The organism is Pseudomonas sp. NCIMB 10586, from assembly GCF_023127895.1.
Classification (GTDB): Bacteria; Pseudomonadota; Gammaproteobacteria; order Pseudomonadales; family Pseudomonadaceae; genus Aquipseudomonas; species Aquipseudomonas synxantha_A.
Genome location: NZ_SPKQ01000050.1, coordinates 471,107 through 492,867 on the forward strand (window position 1 = coordinate 471,107; position 21,761 = coordinate 492,867).

Here is a 21,761-nt window from a genome sequence, read left to right on the forward strand (position 1 = left end):
AAAGCAAAAACTATTCGCAGCGGGCTGGCCTGCGCAACGTCAGCGCCTGTTCCAGCCAGCTCAGAAGGTCGGCGGTGACTTCATCACGGTTGGTTTCGTTGAATACTTCATGCCGCGCCTGCGGGTAGAGGTTCAATTGTATGTTCTGGCAGCCGGCCTCACGCAGGGCATGGGCCAGGTCCTTGAGACGCTTGCCTTCACTTACCGGATCACATTCGCCGCCCATCACCAGGATCGGCAAGCCCGGGTCGATCTGCGCGAGATTGGACGCTTTGCTGATTTGCTGCAAGCCGCCCAGCAGGTCGATCCATAACTGGTTGGTGCAGCGAAAACCGCAGAGCGGGTCGTTGATGTACTTGTCGACTTCGTCCGGGTCGCGGCTCAGCCAGTCGCAGGCGGTGCGATTGGGTTTGAACGCTTTGTTGAACGAGCCGAATGACAGGAACTCGATCAACGCACTGCGGCCGCGCAACCCCTGGCGCATGCGTTCGATGCGTGCGATCAGCCGTGCCGCGCTATACAACGCCACCGGCTGGAAATTCGAACCGCTGAGAATCGCGCCATGCAGGCTGGCGCTGTGGTGCAGCAAATAGCCCTGGGCGATGTAGCTGCCCATGCTGTGGCCGAGCAAAATAATCGGCAGGTCCGGTTTTTGCTGGCCGATATGCTGGTTGAGGCTGGCCAGGTCGCCGACCACTTTGTTCCAGCCATCCTTTTCAGCGTACAGCCCCAGGGTGCCCTCATCGGCAGTACGCCCATGACCGCGCTGGTCCAGCGCATACACCCCGTAGCCGGCGCTGCACAAGGCGTCGGCCAGGCGAGCATAACGACCACTGTGTTCGGCCATGCCGTGGGAGAGCATCACCACCGCCTTGGGCGGGGTGTCTGGCAGCCATTGATTGACGTACAGGCGGCTGTGGTCATTCGCGGTCAGCCAGAAGGTGCTGTGGGTCATGGCGGCTTCCTTTGCTCAGGGTCGTTGCAGTGTATAGCTCATTCGCAGAGTTGCGGGGTATCTGCCTACACGTTAGACGCAAGATTCATACAATCAATGACACGATTTAGCGTATTTGCCTGTTTGCTCATAGCTGCTAACGTCCCCAAAGCTCCGCTTTTTATAAACGCTTAAAGCGGCCGGACATACTCAGGTAAGAGGACAAGAATAATGCAACCTGATTTCTGGAATGACAAACGCGCAGCGGGCGTTCCCAATGACATCGACCTCACCACCTACAAGTCGGTGATCGAAGTTTTCGAGCGTTCCTGCAAGACCTTTGCCGACCGTCCGGCGTTCAGCAACATGGGCATTACCCTGACCTACGCCGAGCTTGAACGCCAGAGTGCGGCGTTCGCCGGTTACCTTCAACAGCACACCGACCTCAAGCCTGGCGAGCGCATCGCGGTGCAAATGCCTAATGTGCTGCATTATCCGGTTGCGGTATTCGGCGCATTGCGCGCCGGGCTGATCGTGGTCAATACCAACCCGCTGTACACCCCCCGCGAGATGCGCCACCAGTTCAAGGACGCAGGTGTGCGGGCGCTGGTGTACCTCAACCTGTTCGGTTCGCGGGTGCAGGAGGTCTGCACCGACACCGAGATCGACTACTTGATCGAAGCCAGGATGGGCGACTTCATGCCCGCCGCCAAAGGCTGGCTGGTCAACACCGTGGTCGACAAGGTGAAGAAGATGGTCCCGGCCTACCACCTGCCACGGGCTGTGTCGTTCAAGCGTGCGTTGCGCATGGGCGCGGGCCTTGGGGTGACGCGCCATCCGGTAACCCTGGACGATATTGCCGTACTGCAATACACCGGCGGCACCACCGGCCTGGCCAAGGGCGCGATGCTCACCCATGGCAACCTGGTGGCGAACATGCAGCAGGTGCGGGCGTGCATGTCGCAACTGGGTGAAGACGGCCACCCGCTGATCAAGGAAGGGCAGGAGGTCATGATCGCACCGCTGCCGCTGTACCATATCTATGCATTCACGGCGAATTGCATGTGCATGATGGTGTCCGGCAACCACAACGTGCTGATCACCAACCCACGGGACATTGGCGGCTTTATCAAGGAGCTCAAGCAGTGGCGCTTCACCGGGCTGCTGGGGCTCAACACCCTGTTTGTGGCGTTGATGGATCACCCGGATTTCAAGAGCCTGGATTTCTCCCATCTCAAGATCACCAACTCCGGCGGCACCGCTCTGGTCAAGGCCACGGCGGAACGGTGGAAGGCGCTGACCGGTTGCTCCATCGGCGAAGGCTACGGCCTCACCGAAACCTCACCGGTGGCCAGCACCAACCCATACGGCGGCCTGTCGCGCCTGGGGACCGTGGGCATTCCGGTGCCGGGCACCGCCATGAAAGTGGTTGATGATCAAGGGCACGAACTGCCGTTGGGTGAGCGCGGCGAGTTATGCATCCAGGGCCCGCAGGTGATGAAGGGGTACTGGCAGCAACCCCAGGCCACCGCCGAAACCCTGGACGCTGAAGGCTGGCTCAAGACCGGTGACATTGCCGTGATCGACACCGACGGCTATGTCAGCATTGTTGATCGCAAGAAAGACCTGATTATCGTCTCCGGCTTCAATGTCTATCCCAACGAAATCGAAGATGTGGTGATGGCCCACCCGGCCGTAGCCAGCTGCGCGGTGATCGGCGTGCCGGACGAGCGCACGGGGGAGGCGGTGAAGCTGTTCGTGGTAGCGCGGGCCCAAGGGGTGAGCATTGAGGAGCTGAAGGCGTACTGCAAGGCCAATTTCACGGGGTACAAGGTGCCCAAGCACATTGTGCTGAGGGAGTCTTTGCCGATGACGCCGGTGGGGAAAATTCTGCGGCGCGAGCTTCGCGACATCGCCTGAATTGAAATAGGGTCAAAATGTGGGAGGGGGCTTGCTCCCGATAGCAGTGTGTCAGTCAACAGAGTCTTTGGCTGATCCACCGCTATCGGGAGCAAGCCCCCTCCCACATTTGTTATCCGTCGCCCAGGAAAGCCCATTCCAGAGCGTATTTCATTGATATAGAATTTTTGCTCTAAAAGTGACCATTGGATATTCTTGAGTCATGTTTATGACTGTAGGGCCCTCTTTTGGCTCTAGGCGGCCCTCGGCAAAGCTGCTACTCTCGGCGCGCTTTGTGACGTCTCGGCCTGCTTGAAAGCGCCAGATTCACCTAAAAACATACACCAATAATAATCGCATCAAATGCGATGATGAATTCGCGTCGCTGAGGAGTGGGCTTCCATGAATGAAGACTTTTGGAAGGATAAGTACCCCGCCGGGATTGCTGCACAGATCAATCCAGACGAGTATCCGAATATTCAGGCGGTACTGAAGCAGTCCTGCCAGCGCTTCGCCAACAAACCGGCTTTCAGCAACCTGGGCAAGACCATCACCTACGGTGAACTCTACGAATTGTCCGGGGCATTTGCCGCGTATCTGCAACAGCATACCGACTTGAAGCCTGGCGATCGAATCGCCGTGCAACTGCCCAACGTCCTGCAATACCCGGTCGCCGTGTTCGGCGCCATTCGTGCCGGCCTGATCGTGGTCAACACCAACCCGCTGTACACCGCGCGGGAAATGGAACATCAATTCAATGATTCCGGGGCCAAGGCCCTGGTTTGCCTGGCCAACATGGCGCACCTGGCTGAAAAAGTCGTGCCCAAGACCGCCGTCAAGCATGTGATCGTCACTGAAGTCGCCGACCTGCTGTCGCCGTTCAAGCGCCTGCTGATCAACAGCGTGATCAAGTACGTGAAGAAGATGGTCCCGGCCTATCACTTGCCCCAGGCCATCACGTTCAATGACGTGCTTGCCAAGGGCCATGGCCAGCCGGTGAATGATGTCAGCCCGGCCAGCAGCGATGTGGCGGTGTTGCAATATACCGGCGGTACCACCGGTGTGGCCAAGGGCGCGATGCTGACCCACCGCAACCTCGTCGCCAACATGCTGCAATGCAAGGCGCTGATGGGGTCCAACCTCAACGAAGGCTGCGAGATCCTGATCACACCGCTGCCGCTGTACCACATCTATGCCTTCACCTTTCACTGCATGGCGATGATGCTGATCGGCAACCACAACATCCTGATCAGCAACCCGCGTGACCTGCCGGCGATGGTCAAGGAACTGTCGAAGTGGAAGTTCAGCGGGTTCGTCGGCTTGAATACCCTGTTCGTGGCGCTGTGCAACAACGAAGCCTTCCGCAAACTCGATTTCTCCGCGCTCAAAGTCACCCTGTCGGGCGGCATGGCCCTGCAATTGGCGGCCGCCGAGCGTTGGAAGGCCGTGACCGGCTGTGGTATCTGCGAAGGCTACGGCATGACCGAAACCAGCCCGGTGGCCACGGTGAACCCGATCCAGCATATCCAGATCGGCACCATTGGCATTCCGGTACCGTCCACAGTGTGTAAAGTCATCGCCGACGACGGTACCGAGTTGGCGCTGGGTGAAACCGGCGAGCTGTGCGTCAAGGGCCCGCAAGTCATGAAGGGCTACTGGCAGCGCGAAGACGCCACCGCCGAGATGCTCGACAGCGAAGGTTGGCTGAAAACCGGTGACATCGCGATCATCCAGCCAGACGGCTATATGCGCATTGTCGACCGCAAGAAAGACATGATTCTGGTCTCCGGCTTCAACGTCTACCCCAACGAACTGGAAGACGTACTGGCAGGCTTGCCGGGCGTGTTGCAGTGCGCAGCCATCGGTGTGCCGGACGAGAAGTCCGGAGAGCACATCAAGATCTTCATCGTGGTCAAGCCAGGCGCCACCCTCACCAAGGACCAGGTGATGGAGCACATGCGCGCCAACGTCACCGGCTACAAGGTGCCCAAGGCTGTTGAGTTCCGTGATGCGTTGCCTACAACTAACGTCGGCAAGATTCTGCGGCGTGAATTGCGTGATGAAGAACTGAAAAAGCTGGGTGTGAAGAAATAGCCCGGTAAAGCGTGAATTGAAAAGTACCCCTCGCTGAGGGGTATTTTTTTGCCTCTGGCGCGGCGTAATGCCCGGCTTGTCACTCCACGGGCTTGTGTGATATCGACTAATAACGACGCACGCTCGCTAAATACGCGACGCTTGCAAGTTGACGGCTGATCGAGGAGTGATGATGGACTTAGGGATTAGAGGTAAATGGGCTGTCGTCTGCGCTGCCAGTAAAGGGTTGGGTTATAGCTGTGCCCAGGCGCTTGCGGACGAGGGGGTAAACATCGTGATTAACGCACGGGGGGCGCCTGACTTAGAGGCTGCCGCACAGCGTTTGAAACTCAGAAACCCTGAGGGAGAAGTCATCACGGTGGTAGGTGATATTACTGACCCTTCGATTCGCCAGGCATTGGTCGATGCTGCCCCGCAAGTTGATATATTGATCAATAATGCCGGGGGGCCCAAGCCTGGGAACTTTCGTGAATGGACCGATCAAGAGTGGCGTGCAGCAATTGATACCAATATGTTGGCACCTATCGAACTCATCAAGTCAGTGATCGATTCCATGGCAGGTCGAGGCTTCGGCCGGATAATCAATATAACTTCCGGCGCGGTTAAAGCGCCCCTGGATGCATTGGGGCTTTCAACCTCAGTCCGATGTGGGCTTACCGGTTTTGTGGCGGGCTTGGCGCGTCAGAAAGACTTCGCGTCGAGAAACACCACGATCAATAATATTCTCCCCGGTGCGTTCAAAACCGAGCGATTGGAAAATACCTTTCAAGTGGCGGCAGAGCGTTCAGGAAAAACAGTGAACGCTATGGCTGAAAGTCGACTGGCAACCATTCCGGCGGGGCGCTTTGGTGACCCGGCTGAGTTCGCTGCATTGTGTGCTTTTTTATGCAGTCATCAGGCTGCCTATGTGACCGGTCAGAACATCCTTATCGATGGCGGCGCCTACCCGGGTATCTTCTAATGGATAGCCAAAGATGTCGTTGTGCCATATGAAATAGTAGAGTTTTTAAAATTTAAACCGCCAGCGATGGCGGTTTTTTTATGGGTTTTGCTTTTTCTTGTGTGCCGTAACGGACTGAAGTAAAACGAAAAAATTCAATGAGTCATAGATTGGATCCAATCTTATTCCATTTTGTTATTTGAAACGCGTTAAACCCTAGGATAGGTTTTTAGTGGTTGTAACAAGATATTTCTGTCGCGTCGGTGAGCGTAATGCCCGCTCGCCGATCACATTGGATCTACTGTCTTAGGGAGCAATGCATGTCGACCCAAAAACGCTTGAAAGTCTTTCCTACCTCATCGATCGGCACTATCGCCACCATCCCGTCCTCAAAACCTGAAACACAACGGGCAATTATTGCCGCCAGCCTCGCCTCGGGAACTTCTTATATTTACAACGACCTTCGTTGCCTTGAAACCGAAACAATGAAAAAGGCATGTCGTAGTATTGGTGCAATTATTGAGGAGCAACCAGGCAGATTAGTGGTAACTGGCACAGGCGGCTTGATCAAGCCCGAAAAGAAGGTGATCGACGCTCTAGGCTCCGGGTTGGTATTTCGAGTGTTTGCTGCGTTGACGTGCTTTACAACGACGCCGGCGGTTATTACCGGTGATGAAGTTCTGCGGGGGCGTGTCATGGAGCCTTTGTTTGTCGCCCTGGAAGGGCTGGGGGCCCATATTTCATGCATCAACCACAGTGGCAAGGCCCCGATTGTGAACTGGGGGGGTTATAAAGGGGGAGAGTGTACGATTGAGGGCAATATCAGCTCGCAATTCATCACTGCGATTCTGTTCTGCGCCCCCCTCGCCAAACAACCTACGGTGGTGAATATCCGCGGTGAAATTCTGTCGCTTTCGTATATCAAGCAGACTTTGGAAACCCTCAGCACCGCGGGGATCAGCTATGAGGTGAACGCTGACTATTCACAAATTACGGTGTATCCCGGCCACTATCGCAGCGCGAACTATACGATCGTCGGTGACTACACCTCATCGTCCTATTTGATCGCGGCCGGCATCATCTTTCCGGGCGAGTTGACGCTCAAGAACATGAACAGCAAGAGTTTGCAGGGCGAGCGTGCGATTCTCAAAGTGGCCGAGGCGCTGGGCGTCAATGTTGAGTTCAATGACGCTGCCAATGAAGTACGCATTGTTAATAAGTTGGCTGAGTTAAAAGGCAAGTATCATTTCGATGCGAGTGATTACCCCAATATTGTGCCGACACTGGCGGCGATCGGTGCTTATGTGCAGGGTGAGTTCAAAGTGACCGGCGGCTCCATTACGCGCTTGCACAAGTCGCCACGCATTGAGGCGATGGTGACCGAGCTGGTGAAAATGGGTGTGGACATACAGCCGTTGTTTAAAAACGGCGTCTACGATGGCTTCGTTATTCGTGGTGAACCGAGTTACGCCGGTGATGCAGTGTTGTCAGCCTGGGGTGACCATCGAATTTTCATGTCATTGTTTGTGGCTTCCTTGCGGTGCCAACAGCTGAATGAGTTGGATGGTTATCAGGACGTTCATTGTTCCTTTCCGGATTTCTTCCAGGAGTTTGAACGTCTGGGCGTGTCGTTTGAAGAAAGCTCGACAGCCGCCAAGCATGTTGAAGTCTGACTTTTTATCTTTGAATTAAAGGGAGGGTGGCCTGGGTCACCCTCTATATAACGGATTATAGATCATGAATTTTCGAGAAAAGCTTGAGCGGGATGGGTACGTCGTTATTCCAGGAGTACTCTACAGCGAGCAGGTGGAAAAGTTGCGTAAAACGTATGTCCATAGTTTGGCAGAGACCGAGCAGAGCACGCTGTTGCCAACGGCGTTTCTGCAATTTAGTGATATGGTCAATGCACTGCTCCATCCTAGTGCTATTCAGGCGATAAAGGATATTTTTCAGTCGGATTTTTCGCTGTTACCGAATTTTACGGTGCGCGAGAGCGTTTATATACCATGGCACAATGATGCGTACTTTCTTCCCGACGAAGTGATTTCGCCTAGCGCATTTCCCGAATTCTTACAGTGTGCTTATTATCTTCAAGATAATGATCCTGTGTCGGGCGGCGGCATCACCTTACTGCCGGGATCGCACAAGCTCAGTAAAGATGAAGTCAAGATCAGGCTCGCCGAACCGGTAAAATTCGAGCGCACGATCATGAGTAAGGCCGGCGATCTGGTTATTTGGGATAATCGAGTAACTCATCGCAGCAGTGCGCCGGATCAGACGCCTGTGGAAACAAAGCTGGCCATTCAATGGACTGTTTCTGCTTCGACCAAACATAACGCATCCTACATTACCTACCTGCGTGCCCGGGCTGAGCGCAGCCTGCATGTTTCGGACTATTTGCCCAACAGCCCCAAGCCATATTTTGCCGATATGCCCAATGTGCGCTACCCCTCTTCTTTTTCACAAGATGCCGTGTTGAAGATGAAGGGCGAGAACATCACATTTATCGAGATCTGAACAGGGGATTTGCAATGGAATTGCAAAGTACTGGCGAAACCGGTGCACATTACATTCTTCGCCAACTTCAGTCTTTGGGGGTTACGCACTTCTTCATGGTGCCTGGCAAGTTGATCAATGCGTTTATGCGTTGTTATCCCAGTGATGGCTCTACAACGCTTGACATTGAACCGGTGGTTACAGCGTGTGAAACAGGCGCGTCCTATATGGCCGAAGGCTATGCGCGTGCCAGTGAAACATTCGGGGTGTGCCTGGTGATAGGCGGGCCGGGTGTTACCAACGCGCTGACCGGGATCGCTTCCGCTTACACGGACCACCAGTCGGTCTTGCTCTTGTCGGGCCAGATTGCGTCATCGCTGGAAATGCAAAACGTGCTGCAGGACGGGAGCCAAACCGGCGTGAATCTGTGTGATGTATTCAAACCCATCACCCGCAGTGCCCTCGAGGTCAAGGCAGGGCAACCCTTGTCGGCGTTTTTGCGCGAATCGGTGCGGTTGTTGAAAGGCCTGGAAAAAGGCCCGACCTACTTGGCCGTCAGCAAGGAAGCACTGTACGAGAAATCCACGAGCCGCGCCGATATCGCCGCCAACGTACTGGAGTCGTGGAGCAACCAAGCGCTTGCCGTTGAAAAGATCAAAAGCGCGGCGATCAAGGCCGTGTTCAAGCGCTCGACCAATCTCGTCATTCTCGCGGGGCTACGTTGCAAAAACTCCAAGGTTGGCGCTGCGCTCCTGGCATTTTCCGAGCGCTTTTCGATTCCGGTCGCGACCACCTTGAGCGCCAAAGGGCTGTTCCCGGAGGACCATCCCAACGCTTTGGGCGTTTACGGTTATTCGGGAAACAAGCGCGCTATCGAGGCGTTCAAGGGCGGTGTGGACGGTGTGATTCTCCTTGGGCTCGATACCACTCAATGGAGCACCATGCTCTGGTCCCATGAGCTAAGGCCTCAATTTGGCGCGATCCAGGTGGATGAGAACCCAGATTATCTGGGACGGTATCTTGATATTGATCACGGTGTGGTGGCGACGGGGGAGGGTTTCCTGAGGCTGGTCAGCGAGGTTCACGCACAAGAGCTGGAGGCCAGCCAGGAGAGTCGCTCCAGATGGTCGAATGATCTTCAACGGGTGCCGCTGCATTACCCGGTCGATGCCAAAGCTACGGGCAATCTTGCCGACCATCCCGCCGCCTATATCCCGGTGCTGCAAGCGTTTTTCCCCAGTGATGGCGTGGTGTGTGTCGATTCGGGCTCCCATCGATCCTTCTTCGGCCACTACTGGACCGCGCGGGGAGCGGCGGCCTATTTATCGGCAACCACATTAGGCCCGATGGGCTGGAGTATCCCGGCAGGCATCGGTGCAAGTTTCGCCCGCCCCGATGGCAAAACCATGGTGATTACCGGTGATGGCTGCATGCTGATGCAGGGCCTTGAGCTATCGACCGCCGCGAAACATGGGTTGAATATCGTCTTCGTCGTTTTCAATAACCGGTCCTATTCGGCAAGTTACTTCAATAACAAAGACAACTTAGCCGCGCTGACGCAAATTCCCGATTACAACTGGTGCCTGTTTGCCCAGAGCCTGGGCGTGAGCGCGACGTGCGTGGACTCCCCACAGGCCTTGCAAGATTGTATTGAAAGCATCATGAGCACCGCCGCACCTCATCTGATTGAAGTCAAATGCGACGGGCGACATACCACGCCCAATAGCGAATACGGCACACGCTTGAAAGACCATCCATTACTGTAAGGAGCCTGTCGTGAATTCTAGAATGGTGATCACCAACTCCTGCCTGATCCTGGTATTGGGGTTGTTTTCCATTGACTTGTACAACCCCGCCTTGCCGGAGATTGCACGGGTATTTTCGGTAACTGACGCGCAGTCCCAAAACCTGGTGGTCTTCTATCTGGCAGGCTTTGCACTGTCCCAGTTGGTGTATGGGCCGATCTCCGATAGAAAAGGGCGGGTACCGGTGATTATGGTCTCCCTTGCCCTCGGCGCCTTGGGCAATTACCTGACGTCGACGGCGGACAGTATTCAGGCGCTCTATCTGTTTCGTTTGTTAACAGGCATCGGTGCTGGCGGTTGCCCCGTGATAAGCCGGGCAATATTGAGCGATACGTTCAAAGATAAAACCGAGTTGTCCAAATCGCTGACGGTGTTCTCCATGGCGTCCCAGGTCTCGCCTGCGCTTGCGCCGGTGCTGGGTGGTTTTATTACTGCTGCACTTCCTTGGCAATATAATTTCTACGCACTGACCCTGATCACGCTGCTCGGCGCCGTATTTATCAAGGCCACACTGGTTGAAACAGCTCCGCTGCAGGGCGTGCCTTCCAAACGGCTTGAGGGTTTCAAAGTACTGCTGCGCGACTTCAACTTCATGGTTTACAGCCTGGTCTCTGCGGTACTGTTTGCGATCACCATCGGCTACTTCACCGCGAGCCCATTCATCTATCAATTGCAGTTCCATCTGCAGAGCCAGGAAAACGGCCTGCTGTTCGTTGGCTACTCTGCGGGTATCGTCTTGGGTTCTTACCTGACCAAGCGGTTTTTGAATCGTTACTCGCCTGAGCGCATCCTGATGACGTCCCTGGTGGCGTTGACGGTGTTGGCGGCGCTCGCTCCGCTGGTTCTCCAGGCATTCAAGCTGGTCACGGCCCCGGCGTTGGTGGTGTATGGCTTTTTGGTCGCTCTCGGCTGTGGCCTGTCCTCACCCTTGTTGTTGGGGATCAGTCTGCATGGCCAGGCAAAACATGCCGGTACCGGGAGTGCGCTGCAAGGCGCGATCAAGATGGCGGGCGCGGCACTGGCGCTGTTCTTTTTCTCTGAGGGGCACACCAGCACCGCCATGGGGCTGATGATGGGGATACTGGTCATGTCGCTGTTTTGCCTGTTCGCCATCGCCCTGGCTCAGCGTATTGCCGGCCGGTCAGTGGCAACCGCCTGAAAGTGCGCGAGAGCGTGACTGCTGGCACAGCAGTCACGCTCTCGCCGGTTAGGGGCGATGGTTACAGAGTGAACTGGGCAAAGCTCACGCCGGCACCCGCCGGGCGTACATCCTTGAGGAACGAGTCCTTCTCGGCGCTAAGTTCCAGGGTTATCTCCGGCTTGCGCTTGCCCGCATTGCGTACCACCAACCCTTCCAGCTTTTCGCGCAGAAACACAGTCGGCACCTTCAGGTGCAACAACTGGTCCGTCTCGGCGTTATGCATCAGCAGATGGATCCACTCGTACTGGCCCACGGCAATCCGCGCAACGGGCAGGTCGAACCACCAGATGTTGCGCTTGTGGTCCAGGTCGGTGAAATGGCAGTTGTTGACGCCGAGTACGGCACCGCCCAGTTCCTGGTTTCTGCGGGCGATAGCCTGTGCTTTATTGAGTTTCATAACCTTCCTACGGGATCTGTTATTCAGCGTTGCAGCCTGAATGTGCCGGGCATTCTCGTGGGTTGGCCGCAAAACATAAAGCCAAACCTGCGGCAGGCGATAAAATGCCTCGCGAAAATAATTGAAACTCTGCCGAAGCGCCCTGGGTCAACCTCTACGTAATGACCAAAACCCTCGATTGTTCCAGGAGAAATACCATGAGCAGCACATCGGATAAGGCAAAAGGTTTGGCGAACGAAGCGGTCGGCAACATCAAGCAGGGTGTCGGCAAAGTCACAGACAACGACAAGCTGCGTGCTGAAGGCGTGATCCAAGAGAAAAAAGGTGAAGCGCAGCAAGCAGTCGGGAAAACCAAGGACGCGGTGAAAAAAGCCACCGAATAAGGCGTTCTCCTGGGTTTGCCCAGCAGTATGGCGGCCATCCACGGATGGCCGTTTTTGTGTGAACTGTTGCAACTAAATTTTGGAAATTGTTTCAAAGTCGCCAAATGGGCTACTTTGATGTAGAAAACGGCCCCTGAGTCGCCCACGAACTCAACCTCTTTGCGGCGAAAGGAGACGCTATGATTTTTCCGGTACTCGATGGTCTCAAGCTGCACAAGGTGCTGATACGCACCGTCAAGGAATTCGTCGATGACGAGATGCCTACCTACGCTTCGGCACTGGCTTATCAGATGCTGTTCTCCTTGTTTCCCTTCCTGCTGTTCCTGATTGCCCTGATCGGTTTCCTGCATCTGCCGGACTTCTTCACCTGGCTGCGCCTGCAGTCGGAGCTGGTGTTGCCGCCCCAGGCGCTGGAGCAGGTCAACCCGGTCATCGACCAGTTGCAACAGTCCAAGGGTGGCTTGCTTTCGGTTGGTATCGTCATCGCGCTGTGGACAGCCTCTGCGGGCGTACGCCTGATGATGAGTGCGATGAACGCGGCCTATGACGTCGTCGAAGGCCGGCCGATCTGGAAGCGCTTCCCCCTGTCGATTTTCTACACCGTCGGCATTGCCGGCATGTTGCTGGCCGCCGCTGCGCTGATGGTGCTTGGCCCGCAGGTCATGGAGTGGCTGGCCGGGCAGATCGGCATGCAGGAGTTCGTCGTCACCCTGTGGACCATCCTGCGCTGGCCATTGATCGTGATCCTGCTGATGTTCGCCGTGGCACTCATGTATTACGTGATGCCGGACGTCGAGCAGAAATTCCGCTTCATTACCCCAGGCTCGGTGTTGGCCGTGGTGGTGTGGATCGTGGCTTCCCTGGGCTTTGGTTATTACGTCAAGACCTTCGCCGACTACAACGCCATGTATGGCAGCATCGGCGCGATCATTGTCCTGCTCCTGTACTTCTATATTTCCGCCGCCGTGTTACTGCTGGGTGCGGAGATGAATGCCGTGATCGAACACATGTCGGCCGAAGGCAAGGACCCAGGTGAAAAGGAGTTTGACGAACCCGGTCACACCGATGAAAAACAGCACGTCTCGGGCCTAGGCCGGGACCACTCCAAGCCCACTCCTGAAGAAGTGCCGCGATGATCCGTGAAATCCTGAAAATGGGCGACGAACGCCTGCTGCGTATCGCCCCGCCGGTGCCACCGGAAATGTTCGACAGCCCCGAGTTGTGGCAACTGATCGACGACATGTTCCAGACCATGGAACACGTGGGCGGTGTTGGCCTGGCTGCACCGCAGATTGGTGTCGACCTGCAACTGGTGATCTTTGGTTTCGAGGCCAGCGAGCGCTACCCGGAGGCGCCGCCTGTACCGCAGACCATCCTGATCAACCCGCTTATCACGCCCCTGAGCCCGGTGCTGGAAGAGGGCTTCGAAGGCTGCCTGTCGGTGCCCGGTTTGCGCGGCGCCGTGAACCGTTACCAGCAGATCCGCTACGAAGGTTTCGATCCCAAGGGCGAGCCGATTGTGCGTTTTGCCGATGGCTTTCATGCACGGGTGGTGCAGCATGAGTGCGACCACTTGATCGGTCGGCTGTACCCGTCGCGGATCACTGATTTCAGCAAGTTCGGGTTTATCGAAGTGATGTTTCCGGAATTGGATCCGACAGCTGACGAATAAACACCAGGCTACCTGAGGTCCCAATGTGGGAGGGGGCTTGCTCCCGATAGCGGTGGACCGGTCGACATTTCAGCGACGGACACTCCGCCATCGGGAGCAAGCCCCCTCCCACATTTTTATCCGGCATCATTCAGGTGATTGAGAACCCCATCGCAATCATCGGCTTGTTCCGTTTGTAGCGCACCAACCGCTCGCTGAGGGACTGCGGCAGCAGCGTGTCCTGACTGAACCCCATACGCTGATACAACCCCTCCAGATCCGGATGGCACAGCAGCCACACCGTACCCTCCACTCCGGCTACCGCCTGCTCAATCAAGCGTGCCGCCAACCCCTGGCCGCGATAGGCCGGATCGACAAACACCCCCGTCAGCCACTGCCCACCCACCACCGGGCTCAAGCACAACCCAGCCACGATCTCGCCGTCGCGAGCTACCCACAAACGGCCGCCCTTGAGGGCCTTCATCGAAGAGTTGTGGCTGCGGTAAAACTTGTTCAACAGTGGCCACAGAGGCTCTGCCAGCGGTTCGATGTGCAGTTCGGGCATAGTCTTTGGGCCAGCGGGGTCAGGGCTGGGGATTATAAGCGCCTTCTGCCGGGCAATAGGTGGTATACCCAGTGCTACATCCCCTTAAGTTGAGCATGCATCATGGCCAAAGGTATGGATTCAAAGAAAGCCGCGAAGAAAAAGCCGGCAAAGACCGCGGATGAAAAGCGTGCGGACAAGAAAGCCAAGAAAACCGAGACCGGCCTGTTCGGTCACTGAGTTACAAGCTTAGAACCAAAGGATCTGCAAGATTGGCGCGTCTCGCGGCACAGAGTAGGAAACACCTGCTCTGAGCTGCCGATGGCCAACTACCTTGACCTGAGCCACCGCCGGGAAATTCAAGCCCTGGCTGCAAGTTTTACTGCGAAGACCGAATGGCCGACCTGGCTGCTGTTGCTCGGCGTGTACGCCGGTTGGTTCGGTGTGTTGCTCGCCAGCCATTGGCTGGGTCTGTGGTGCAGCACCCTGTTGCTGATCCCGCTGGTGACACTCTGGCTGTCGCTGCAACACGAATTGCTACACGGCCATCCCACCCGTTTGCCGTTGGTGAACAAACTGCTCGGTTACGCGCCGTTTGCCGTTTGGTACCCCTATACCCTGTATCGCGACAGCCACCTGTTGCATCATCACGACGAAGACCTGACCCTGCCCGGCATCGACCCGGAAAGCCGCTACCTTAACCAACAGCAGTGGGACGCCAGCTCGCGCTTGCAACGCAGCGTGCATTGGCTGACCAAGACCGTATTCGGTCGCTTGCTGCTGGCGGCACCCCTGGCCATCAGCCGCTTACTGCGCGATCAATGGCAACGCCTGCCAGAGGTTTGGCCGATGTGGCTGGCCCACGGCGCCGTGACCCTGTTGATGCTGGGTTTTATCGCCCATTACAGTGCCTTGCCGGTGTGGCATTACCTGCTGCTGGTGAGCGTGCCGGCCTTGTCCTTGGCGTCGATCCGTTCCTACTATGAACATCGCCCGCATCCGCGGCCGGAACAGCGCACGGTGCTCAACGAAGCGTCCTGGCCCTGGCGCTGGCTGTTCCTCAACAACAACCTGCACCTGGTGCACCACGACCTGCCGAAACTACCCTGGTACCTGCTACCTACGGTATATCGCGCCCGTCGCGAACAGTGGCTCGCGCGCAGCGGTGGGTTCCTGGTGAAGGGCTACGGCCAGTTGATCAGCCGCCACGGCCTCAAGGCCATCGACAGCCCCCGGCACCCTTTTGCCTGAGAGATGCCCATGAGTGAGCGCTATGCCGAGTTGCGCATGTATGTCGCCCCGGAGCCCATCGAGCAAGCCAATCAACAGTGGCTTGCGCGCATCCTTGAACGCTTGGGCCTGCATCGGCGTAACGCCGACCACCTCGACTTGCCCGGCCTGTGGCTGGCGCCAGAATTGCTCGTCACCCAAACCTGCGGCTACCCGCTGATGACCCAACTGCGTGGCCAGGTTCGCGTCGTCGGTCGCCCCCGCTACGAGCTGCCCCATAGCAGCAATGGCGAACACTGCAGCCTGTTGCTGAGCCGCGCTGACAACCCACGTACTATCCTGGCGCAGTTCTACAACAGCCGCGGGGTGATCAACGGCCACGACTCCAACAGTGGCATGAACCTACTGCGCCACTGCCTGGCACCGTTGCAGCGCGACGGGCGTTTCTTCGCCAGCGTCGCCGTCAGCGGTGCCCACCGTGAGAGCCTGCGCTGGCTGCGTGAAGATCGCGCGGACCTTGCTGCCATCGACAGCGTGACCTACGACTACCTGGCGCGTTTCGTGCCCGAAGAGGTCGCGGGTTTGCGCATGGTTACCCGCAGCGCGCCGAGCCCGACCTTGCCCTATATCGGCCCGCCGGGCTTGAGCGATGTGCAGCTGAAGCAGGTCCGCGAAGCGATGAACCTGGCGTTGCAAGACCTGCCGCAGGTGGTGCAAACCCTTGGTGTGCAAGCCGTGCTCCCCGCTAGCGAAGACGACTATCAGGTGCTGTTGGATTACCAACGGCAAGCCGCCAGCCTTGGCTATACGGATATTCAATAAAGCTATATAAAAATGCATTTTAAATATTATTAAAGAATAAGAGGCCTTGCTAGGATCGCTCTACCGGAACACCGGACATAACGCGCACCCTACCCGACAGGAGCCACTATGTCCGGCGCCGACACCTCTCACCCCGCCTACGTGGGCGCACTGTTCCGCAGCCATTACGCCTGGTTGTGCAGCCGCTTGTATCGTCAACTCGATTCCCGTGCACATGCCGAAGACATCGCCGCCGACACCTTTGTCCAGCTCCTGAGCGCACTCGACGTCGCCCCGATCCGTCAGCCTCGCGCCTTGCTCACCACCATTGCCCAGCGCCTGATGTATCAGCTGTGGCGGCGACGTGACCTGGAGCGCGCCTATCTCGACGCCCTGGATAACGATGAAGCCTTTAGCGTGCCGTCCCCCGAAAACCTGGCCCAGACGTGCGAGGCGCTGCAGGCCGTCGACCAGTGGCTCGACGGCCTGCCGGCCAAGGTCAGGGCGACGTTCCTGTTGTCCCGACTCAATGGCCTGACGTACCCCGCGATCGCCGCCGAGCTGGGCATTTCCCAGCGCTCGGTCAGTGATTACATGGCCCGCGCCCTTAACGGCCGCCTGCGGTTGTGCCTGGAATGAACGCCACGCCTGACTCACTGCACACGGCCAATCCGCTCACGATCACGACCATGAGGCAACCCATGAAAAAACTGAAAAAACTACTAGGGGGTTCGCTGCTGGCGCTCACCGTCCTGGCCCAGCCTGCGCTCGCCGCCGAACCTCCCACCCTGCGCATCGGCTACCAGAAAAGCTCGGTGAGTATGGTGCTCGCCCGTGAGCACAAGCTCTTCGAAGCTGCGCTGCCCGGCACCCAGGTGCAATGGACCGAATTCCTCGGCGGCCCGCCGCTGATCGAGGCACTCAACGCCGGCAGCCTGGACATCGGCAATATCGGCGACATCCCGCCGATCTTTGCCCAGGCGGCAGGCATCGACTTGCAGTACTTCGCCGTCGAGCCCAACGACGGCAAGACCGAAGCGGTGCTGGTGCCCAAGGCCAGCACCGTGCAGAACGTCGCGGAGCTCAAGGGCAAGCGCGTGGCGTTGCTCAAGGGCTCCAGTGCACACAACCTGTTCCTCAAGAGCCTGCTGCGCGCCGGTTTGCAATGGAAGGACGTGAACGTGGTGTACCTGTCGCCTTCTGACGGCCGTGCGGCCTTCGAACAAGGCAAGGTCGATGCCTGGGTGGTCTGGGACCCGTACTACTCGGCCGCCGTAGTCGACGGCTCTGCTCGCGTGCTGGGTGATGGCCAGGGCCTTAACCCTGCCGGCAGTTTTTTTGTGGTCAACGGCCCGTTCGCCCAGCAACATCCCCAGGCCATCGCCACCATTATCCAGACCCTCGGCAAGGCGCAGCGACTATCACTCGACCAACCCGATGAAAGCATCGCATTGATGGCCGGCACCCTTGGCCTGCCACCGGCGGTGGTCAAAAGCTACTTCGAGCACCGCTCGCCCGCGCCGATCCGTCCGTTGCAGGCGATCGACGTCGCCAATCAGCAGCGCACGGCGGACCTGTTTTTTGCCAACGGCCTGATCCCTAGAAAGGTCGACGTGCAGCAGATTGTCTTCAAGCCCGAATAAGCCCCTCTCATCGATTGAGCGCATTTCAGAACATGGGGTGCGCGCCGCCAGCGCCCGGTTGGCAATGCTGGCTGATTAGTGGCCTTGCATAGCGCCAACCCCTGTCTATGCTCACCCAGGACCGTTAATGATGCTTGGCCTATAAAGCGTTTTGAATGGTTATTTCCCCGTGAAGGTTTACCAACACAAGAATGGAATGCGCCGTTCAGGCGCCGGGACTCAAGGGTGATCTGACCATGTTCAACCGCCATCACAAATCCGACCTGCAAGAAATCCAGCGTTTTTCCTGTGCCCTCACCGAAGCCAATGCCAAGCTCGCAGCCATCAGCCGTTCCATGGCGATGATCGAGTTTGATCGCACAGGCGTGATCCTCGAAGCCAACGAAAATTTCTGCAAGAGCATGGGCTACAGCGTCGATGAGATCCGCGGTAAACATCACCGCATTTTCTGCGATGAGGCCTACACCCACACCGACGAATACAGCAAGTTGTGGCGTGACCTGGCGCGGGGCGAGGCGCTCAGTGGCACCTTCATGCGTTTGAACAAGCGCGGTGAAGAGGTATGGCTTGAAGCCAGCTACATGCCGGTGCTGGACAGCGACAACCAGGTACGCAGTGTGATCAAAGTGGCGTCGGATATTTCTGCACGGGTGCACCATGAACACGAAAACCAGAGCCTGATCGACGCCATTGGCCGTTCCATGGCGGTAATCGAGTTCACGCCCCAGGGCCAGATCCTGAATGCCAACGACAATTTCCTGCGTACCGTGCAGTACTCACGGGAGGAAATCATCGGCCAGCACCACAGCATGTTCTGTCATCGCAGTGAAGTGGAGTCGCCGGCCTACAAGGCATTCTGGGCCTCCCTCAATCGCGGCGAATACCACTCCCATCGCTTCGAGCGTAAAAACAAATACGGCAAGACCTTGTTTCTGGAGGCGTCCTACAACCCGATCTTCGATACCAATGGGCGCCTGTACAAAGTGGTGAAATTTGCCAGCGACATCACCGACCAGGTCACCACCCTGCGCACCGCCGCTGATTCGGCCCACGCCACCTCCGTACAAAACGACGCCTGCGCCCGCAAGGGCTCGCAGGTGGTGCAGCAAACGGTACAGATCATCGAGGCCATCTCCAGCGACTTGAACCAGGCTGCCCACAGCATCGATGCGGTCAACAAACAGTCCGACATCATCGGCGCCATCGTGCAGACCATCCGCAGCATTGCCGAACAAACCAATATGCTGGCGCTCAACGCCGCGATTGAAGCGGCGCGAGCCGGTGAGCATGGACGTGGGTTCGCAGTGGTGGCCGATGAAGTGCGCAGCCTCGCGGCCCGCACCAGCCAGGCGACGGTGGAGATAGTGGATGTGGTGCGCAAGAACCACGACCTGTCATTGAGTGCGGTGACGAGCATGCAGTCGAGCTTGAGCCGCACGGGGCTTGGGGTAGAACTGGCCAACGAAGCGGGGCAGGTGATTCTTGAAATTCAGGAAGGCTCGCGGCATGTGGTGGATGCAATCAGTCAGTTCAATTCGACGCTGCAACTGCAATAGTCGAAAACTCTGCTGATCCCATGCCAAAGGAGATCCAAATGTGGGAGGGGGCTTGCCCCCGATGACGGAGTGTCAGTCACTGCATTGGGTGGCTGACCCAATGCCATCAGGGGCAAGCCCCTTCCCACATTGGTCTACTGTGCAGCTTAGATAGCAGCCAGGGTCTCTTTCACCGTCTGCGCCTGTGGGTCAACCGTCTTTGCTGCTACCTGCTGCTGTTGCTGCTGCTGAAGCCGCTCGGACACTTGCTTGGCAAAGGCGTTTTGCTCTTCCACCGGCAGGGCGTTCAGTTGCTCCAGGGTCAGGCCCCGTTCTTTGAGCAATTGATCGCGAATGCGCTCGGCCGGGGTCTTGGTCATGTAATCGGTGAACTCACTGCGGGCTGAGCCGGCAGCGCTGGATGCCGGCACGTCGCTGGACGCCGTGGCTTGCAGTTGCACACGGGTCTTGGCGAACGCTTCGTCAATGCGATCACTAGCCTTGTCCAGTTCCTTCTGCGCAGATGGCACCGTGATGCTCTGCTGCGCAGCCTGCAGGGCGCCGCTGTACAACGCGCTGGCGGCGGCGTTGGCGGGGTCCATATCGGGTCGCTTGATCTGTTGGACGGTCGACATGGCTTGGGTGTTGTTGTTAACCAGCATGATCGGTCACCTGTGTAAATGTTCGGTTCCACAGCTGGAGCAAATAGTGTGCCGGTTGCGATACCCTCTATTTACTGGGGGTCGTGTGGCCGTTGCGGCAAGCACTCTGCCGCAGGCGGCCAAGCATTGCCGTCAGTGGGCGATATTTTCCAGCGCGAGGTTACGCGTACGCGGCCCGAACCAGCTGATGGTAATCATCACGATCAGCATGCTGCTGGCGATAAACGCCAACACCCCTGGCGTGCCCAGGTGTTCGAGGATAAAGCCGATCAACAGGCTGCTGAACACCGTAGATAGGCGGCTGAACGAATAGCAGAACCCCACGGCCCGTGCGCGGATATTGGTGGGGAACAATTCGCTCTGGTACGAGTGATAACTGAAACTCAGCCAGGCATTGCAGAAGGTGATCATCACCCCGCAGAAAATCAGCCCCAGTGCGCTGGTTTGCAGGGCGAACAGGCTACCGAAAATCACCGCGCCCATGGCGGAACCGACAATCTGCCATTTGTTTTCAAAGCGGTTGGCCACCTTCACAAACAGCAACGGCCCCAGCGGGTAGGCGAGGGTGATGATAAAGGCGTACATCAAGCTGTGGGTCACGCTGACACCCTGGCCCGACAGCAGCGCCGGCAACCAATTGCCGAAGCCGAAAAAACCGATGGCCTGGAACACATGGAACACAATCAGCATCAAGGCGCGGCGACGGTAGGGCGGTTGCCAGATATCGGCAAAACGGCCGCTGCCTTGAACGCTGACGGCTTCGGGTTGCGGCTCATCCAAGGGCTTGCCGTGATCTTTCAGGCAGCGTGTTTCCAGGTTGTCCATGATCGCACCGGCTTCTTCGAAACGGCCCTTCTGTGCCAGCCAACGCGGCGATTCAGGCAGGCGCTTGCGCAATTGCCAGATAAACAGCGCAAACACCGCGCTGCTCAACACCACCCAGCGCCAGCCGGAGATGCCGAACGGCGCCTGGGGCACCAGCCACCACGACATCAAGGCCACGGCGGGCACCGACAGAAACTGAATGAAAAACGCAAAGGCAAACGCCGAACTGCGCATGTGCTTGGGCACCAGTTCCGAGAGGTAGGCATCGATAGTCACCAGTTCGATGCCCAGGCCGATGCCCACCACAAAGCGCATGCAGATGATGCCCAGGGCGGAGGTTTGAATACCCATCAGCACTGTGGCGACGGTGTACCAGATCAATGCAAAGGTGAAGATCGCCCGGCGCCCGTAGCGGTCGGCGATGGGGCTGAGCAGGCTGGCGCCGAGGAACAGGCCGAGGAAGGTTGCCGAGGCGAACGCAGCCTGGTCCGAGAAGCCAAACACGCCCTGGCTGCCGGTATTAAAAATGCCGTCGCTGATCAGGCCGGGGCTGATATAGGCGGTCTGGAACAGGTCATACAGCTCGAAAAAACCACCGATGGACAGCAGCGCCACCAGGCGCCAGATGGTGGCCACGGCGGGCAGGCGATCGATGCGCGCGCTGATATGGGCGGCGCGGAGCGGGTCGATACCGTCGGTGGTGGATTGGGCGGGCATGGTG

The 21,761-nt window shown here is 57.5% G+C and carries 20 protein-coding genes; 15 read left to right on the forward strand and 5 right to left on the reverse strand.

The annotated features are described in order from the left end of the window. Positions 1-10: 10 nt before the first annotated feature. Entirely contained in the window at positions 11-955 is a 945-nt protein-coding gene (locus tag E4P01_RS25700) for an alpha/beta hydrolase (RefSeq protein WP_216092011.1), read from the reverse strand. A gap of 210 nt (positions 956-1,165) precedes the next feature. Here E4P01_RS25700 and fadD2 point away from each other — a divergent pair, with 210 nt between their 5' ends. From fadD2 to E4P01_RS25735, 7 genes are all read left to right on the forward strand, one after another. After that, complete coding sequence (gene fadD2, locus E4P01_RS25705; RefSeq protein ID WP_078822156.1) at positions 1,166-2,854, forward strand: long-chain-fatty-acid--CoA ligase FadD2; 1,689 nt, start codon at positions 1,166-1,168, stop codon at positions 2,852-2,854. A 381-nt stretch (positions 2,855-3,235) separates the two neighbouring features. Further along, positions 3,236-4,927 (forward strand): long-chain-fatty-acid--CoA ligase FadD1, encoded by a 1,692-nt coding sequence (fadD1, locus tag E4P01_RS25710; protein WP_005790755.1) that lies wholly within the window; start codon positions 3,236-3,238, stop codon positions 4,925-4,927. A gap of 172 nt (positions 4,928-5,099) precedes the next feature. After that, positions 5,100-5,888 (forward strand): SDR family oxidoreductase, encoded by a 789-nt coding sequence (locus E4P01_RS25715; protein ID WP_103734752.1) that lies wholly within the window; start codon positions 5,100-5,102, stop codon positions 5,886-5,888. A 299-nt stretch (positions 5,889-6,187) separates the two neighbouring features. Continuing rightward, positions 6,188-7,540 carry a 3-phosphoshikimate 1-carboxyvinyltransferase gene (gene aroA, locus E4P01_RS25720; RefSeq protein WP_032879766.1) on the forward strand — a complete coding sequence of 451 codons (1,353 nt, stop codon included), beginning with the start codon at positions 6,188-6,190 and terminating at the stop codon, positions 7,538-7,540. Between the two features lie 64 nt (positions 7,541-7,604). After that, positions 7,605-8,384: a phytanoyl-CoA dioxygenase family protein gene (locus tag E4P01_RS25725; protein ID WP_078822153.1), complete on the forward strand. Its 780-nt coding sequence runs from the start codon at positions 7,605-7,607 to the stop codon at positions 8,382-8,384. 14 nt (positions 8,385-8,398) lie between these two features. Beyond that, the gene (locus E4P01_RS25730; RefSeq protein ID WP_032879769.1) at positions 8,399-10,129 is read left to right on the forward strand and encodes a thiamine pyrophosphate-binding protein; all 1,731 of its coding nucleotides are present in this window, start codon (positions 8,399-8,401) and stop codon (positions 10,127-10,129) included. A gap of 10 nt (positions 10,130-10,139) precedes the next feature. Beyond that, positions 10,140-11,327, forward strand: coding sequence for a multidrug effflux MFS transporter (locus E4P01_RS25735; RefSeq protein ID WP_216092010.1), 1,188 nt, complete (start codon positions 10,140-10,142; stop codon positions 11,325-11,327). Between the two features lie 61 nt (positions 11,328-11,388). On the opposite strand, the gene E4P01_RS25740 is transcribed toward E4P01_RS25735, so the two are convergent. After that, on the reverse strand, positions 11,389-11,766 hold the full coding sequence (locus E4P01_RS25740) for a hypothetical protein (RefSeq protein WP_216092009.1): 378 nt from the start codon (positions 11,764-11,766) through the stop codon (positions 11,389-11,391). A gap of 197 nt (positions 11,767-11,963) precedes the next feature. Here E4P01_RS25740 and E4P01_RS25745 point away from each other — a divergent pair, with 197 nt between their 5' ends. From E4P01_RS25745 to def, 3 genes are all read left to right on the forward strand, one after another. Further along, positions 11,964-12,149 (forward strand): CsbD family protein, encoded by a 186-nt coding sequence (locus E4P01_RS25745; RefSeq protein ID WP_032879770.1) that lies wholly within the window; start codon positions 11,964-11,966, stop codon positions 12,147-12,149. A gap of 179 nt (positions 12,150-12,328) precedes the next feature. Then, a complete protein-coding gene (locus E4P01_RS25750; protein WP_078822151.1) occupies positions 12,329-13,285 on the forward strand; it encodes a YihY/virulence factor BrkB family protein in 957 nt (318 codons plus the stop codon). Continuing rightward, positions 13,282-13,821 carry a peptide deformylase gene (gene def, locus E4P01_RS25755; protein ID WP_005790734.1) on the forward strand — a complete coding sequence of 180 codons (540 nt, stop codon included), beginning with the start codon at positions 13,282-13,284 and terminating at the stop codon, positions 13,819-13,821. Before E4P01_RS25750 ends, def begins: the two co-directional genes overlap by 4 nt. A gap of 130 nt (positions 13,822-13,951) precedes the next feature. On the opposite strand, the gene E4P01_RS25760 is transcribed toward def, so the two are convergent. Beyond that, positions 13,952-14,365 carry a GNAT family N-acetyltransferase gene (locus E4P01_RS25760; protein WP_032879773.1) on the reverse strand — a complete coding sequence of 138 codons (414 nt, stop codon included), beginning with the start codon at positions 14,363-14,365 and terminating at the stop codon, positions 13,952-13,954. A gap of 300 nt (positions 14,366-14,665) precedes the next feature. Here E4P01_RS25760 and E4P01_RS25765 point away from each other — a divergent pair, with 300 nt between their 5' ends. The 5 genes from E4P01_RS25765 to E4P01_RS25785 all read left to right on the forward strand — a co-directional run bounded on the left by E4P01_RS25765 (position 14,666) and on the right by E4P01_RS25785 (position 19,574). Then, positions 14,666-15,595, forward strand: a complete 930-nt coding sequence (locus tag E4P01_RS25765; protein WP_216092008.1) for a fatty acid desaturase — start codon at positions 14,666-14,668, stop codon at positions 15,593-15,595. Between the two features lie 9 nt (positions 15,596-15,604). Next, on the forward strand, positions 15,605-16,396 hold the full coding sequence (locus tag E4P01_RS25770; protein WP_216092007.1) for a PhnD/SsuA/transferrin family substrate-binding protein: 792 nt from the start codon (positions 15,605-15,607) through the stop codon (positions 16,394-16,396). A gap of 108 nt (positions 16,397-16,504) precedes the next feature. After that, positions 16,505-17,014, forward strand: a complete 510-nt coding sequence (locus E4P01_RS25775; RefSeq protein ID WP_078822146.1) for a sigma-70 family RNA polymerase sigma factor — start codon at positions 16,505-16,507, stop codon at positions 17,012-17,014. A gap of 62 nt (positions 17,015-17,076) precedes the next feature. After that, complete coding sequence (locus E4P01_RS25780) at positions 17,077-18,018, forward strand: aliphatic sulfonate ABC transporter substrate-binding protein (protein ID WP_216092006.1); 942 nt, start codon at positions 17,077-17,079, stop codon at positions 18,016-18,018. A gap of 236 nt (positions 18,019-18,254) precedes the next feature. After that, the gene (locus E4P01_RS25785) at positions 18,255-19,574 is read left to right on the forward strand and encodes a PAS domain-containing methyl-accepting chemotaxis protein (protein WP_032881248.1); all 1,320 of its coding nucleotides are present in this window, start codon (positions 18,255-18,257) and stop codon (positions 19,572-19,574) included. Positions 19,575-19,720: 146 nt separating this feature from the next. Here E4P01_RS25785 and E4P01_RS25790 read toward each other — a convergent pair whose 3' ends face one another. Continuing rightward, entirely contained in the window at positions 19,721-20,215 is a 495-nt protein-coding gene (locus E4P01_RS25790; RefSeq protein WP_078822144.1) for a hypothetical protein, read from the reverse strand. A gap of 132 nt (positions 20,216-20,347) precedes the next feature. After that, a complete protein-coding gene (locus E4P01_RS25795) occupies positions 20,348-21,757 on the reverse strand; it encodes an MFS transporter (protein WP_078822143.1) in 1,410 nt (469 codons plus the stop codon). Positions 21,758-21,761 lie beyond the last annotated feature (4 nt).

What these genes read in the sequence shown, in the direction of transcription:
- E4P01_RS25700 (WP_216092011.1), bottom strand. Translation starts at nt 955, where the DNA reads ATGACCCACAGCACCTTCTGGCTGACCGCGAATGACCACAGCCGCCTG.
- fadD2 (WP_078822156.1), top strand. Translation starts at nt 1,166, where the DNA reads ATGCAACCTGATTTCTGGAATGACAAACGCGCAGCGGGCGTTCCCAAT.
- fadD1 (WP_005790755.1), top strand. Translation starts at nt 3,236, where the DNA reads ATGAATGAAGACTTTTGGAAGGATAAGTACCCCGCCGGGATTGCTGCA.
- E4P01_RS25715 (WP_103734752.1), top strand. Translation starts at nt 5,100, where the DNA reads ATGGACTTAGGGATTAGAGGTAAATGGGCTGTCGTCTGCGCTGCCAGT.
- aroA (WP_032879766.1), top strand. Translation starts at nt 6,188, where the DNA reads ATGTCGACCCAAAAACGCTTGAAAGTCTTTCCTACCTCATCGATCGGC.
- E4P01_RS25725 (WP_078822153.1), top strand. Translation starts at nt 7,605, where the DNA reads ATGAATTTTCGAGAAAAGCTTGAGCGGGATGGGTACGTCGTTATTCCA.
- E4P01_RS25730 (WP_032879769.1), top strand. Translation starts at nt 8,399, where the DNA reads ATGGAATTGCAAAGTACTGGCGAAACCGGTGCACATTACATTCTTCGC.
- E4P01_RS25740 (WP_216092009.1), bottom strand. Translation starts at nt 11,766, where the DNA reads ATGAAACTCAATAAAGCACAGGCTATCGCCCGCAGAAACCAGGAACTG.
- E4P01_RS25745 (WP_032879770.1), top strand. Translation starts at nt 11,964, where the DNA reads ATGAGCAGCACATCGGATAAGGCAAAAGGTTTGGCGAACGAAGCGGTC.
- E4P01_RS25750 (WP_078822151.1), top strand. Translation starts at nt 12,329, where the DNA reads ATGATTTTTCCGGTACTCGATGGTCTCAAGCTGCACAAGGTGCTGATA.
- def (WP_005790734.1), top strand. Translation starts at nt 13,282, where the DNA reads ATGATCCGTGAAATCCTGAAAATGGGCGACGAACGCCTGCTGCGTATC.
- E4P01_RS25760 (WP_032879773.1), bottom strand. Translation starts at nt 14,365, where the DNA reads ATGCCCGAACTGCACATCGAACCGCTGGCAGAGCCTCTGTGGCCACTG.
- E4P01_RS25765 (WP_216092008.1), top strand. Translation starts at nt 14,666, where the DNA reads ATGGCCAACTACCTTGACCTGAGCCACCGCCGGGAAATTCAAGCCCTG.
- E4P01_RS25770 (WP_216092007.1), top strand. Translation starts at nt 15,605, where the DNA reads ATGAGTGAGCGCTATGCCGAGTTGCGCATGTATGTCGCCCCGGAGCCC.
- E4P01_RS25775 (WP_078822146.1), top strand. Translation starts at nt 16,505, where the DNA reads ATGTCCGGCGCCGACACCTCTCACCCCGCCTACGTGGGCGCACTGTTC.
- E4P01_RS25780 (WP_216092006.1), top strand. Translation starts at nt 17,077, where the DNA reads ATGAAAAAACTGAAAAAACTACTAGGGGGTTCGCTGCTGGCGCTCACC.
- E4P01_RS25785 (WP_032881248.1), top strand. Translation starts at nt 18,255, where the DNA reads ATGTTCAACCGCCATCACAAATCCGACCTGCAAGAAATCCAGCGTTTT.
- E4P01_RS25790 (WP_078822144.1), bottom strand. Translation starts at nt 20,215, where the DNA reads ATGCTGGTTAACAACAACACCCAAGCCATGTCGACCGTCCAACAGATC.
- E4P01_RS25795 (WP_078822143.1), bottom strand. Translation starts at nt 21,757, where the DNA reads ATGCCCGCCCAATCCACCACCGACGGTATCGACCCGCTCCGCGCCGCC.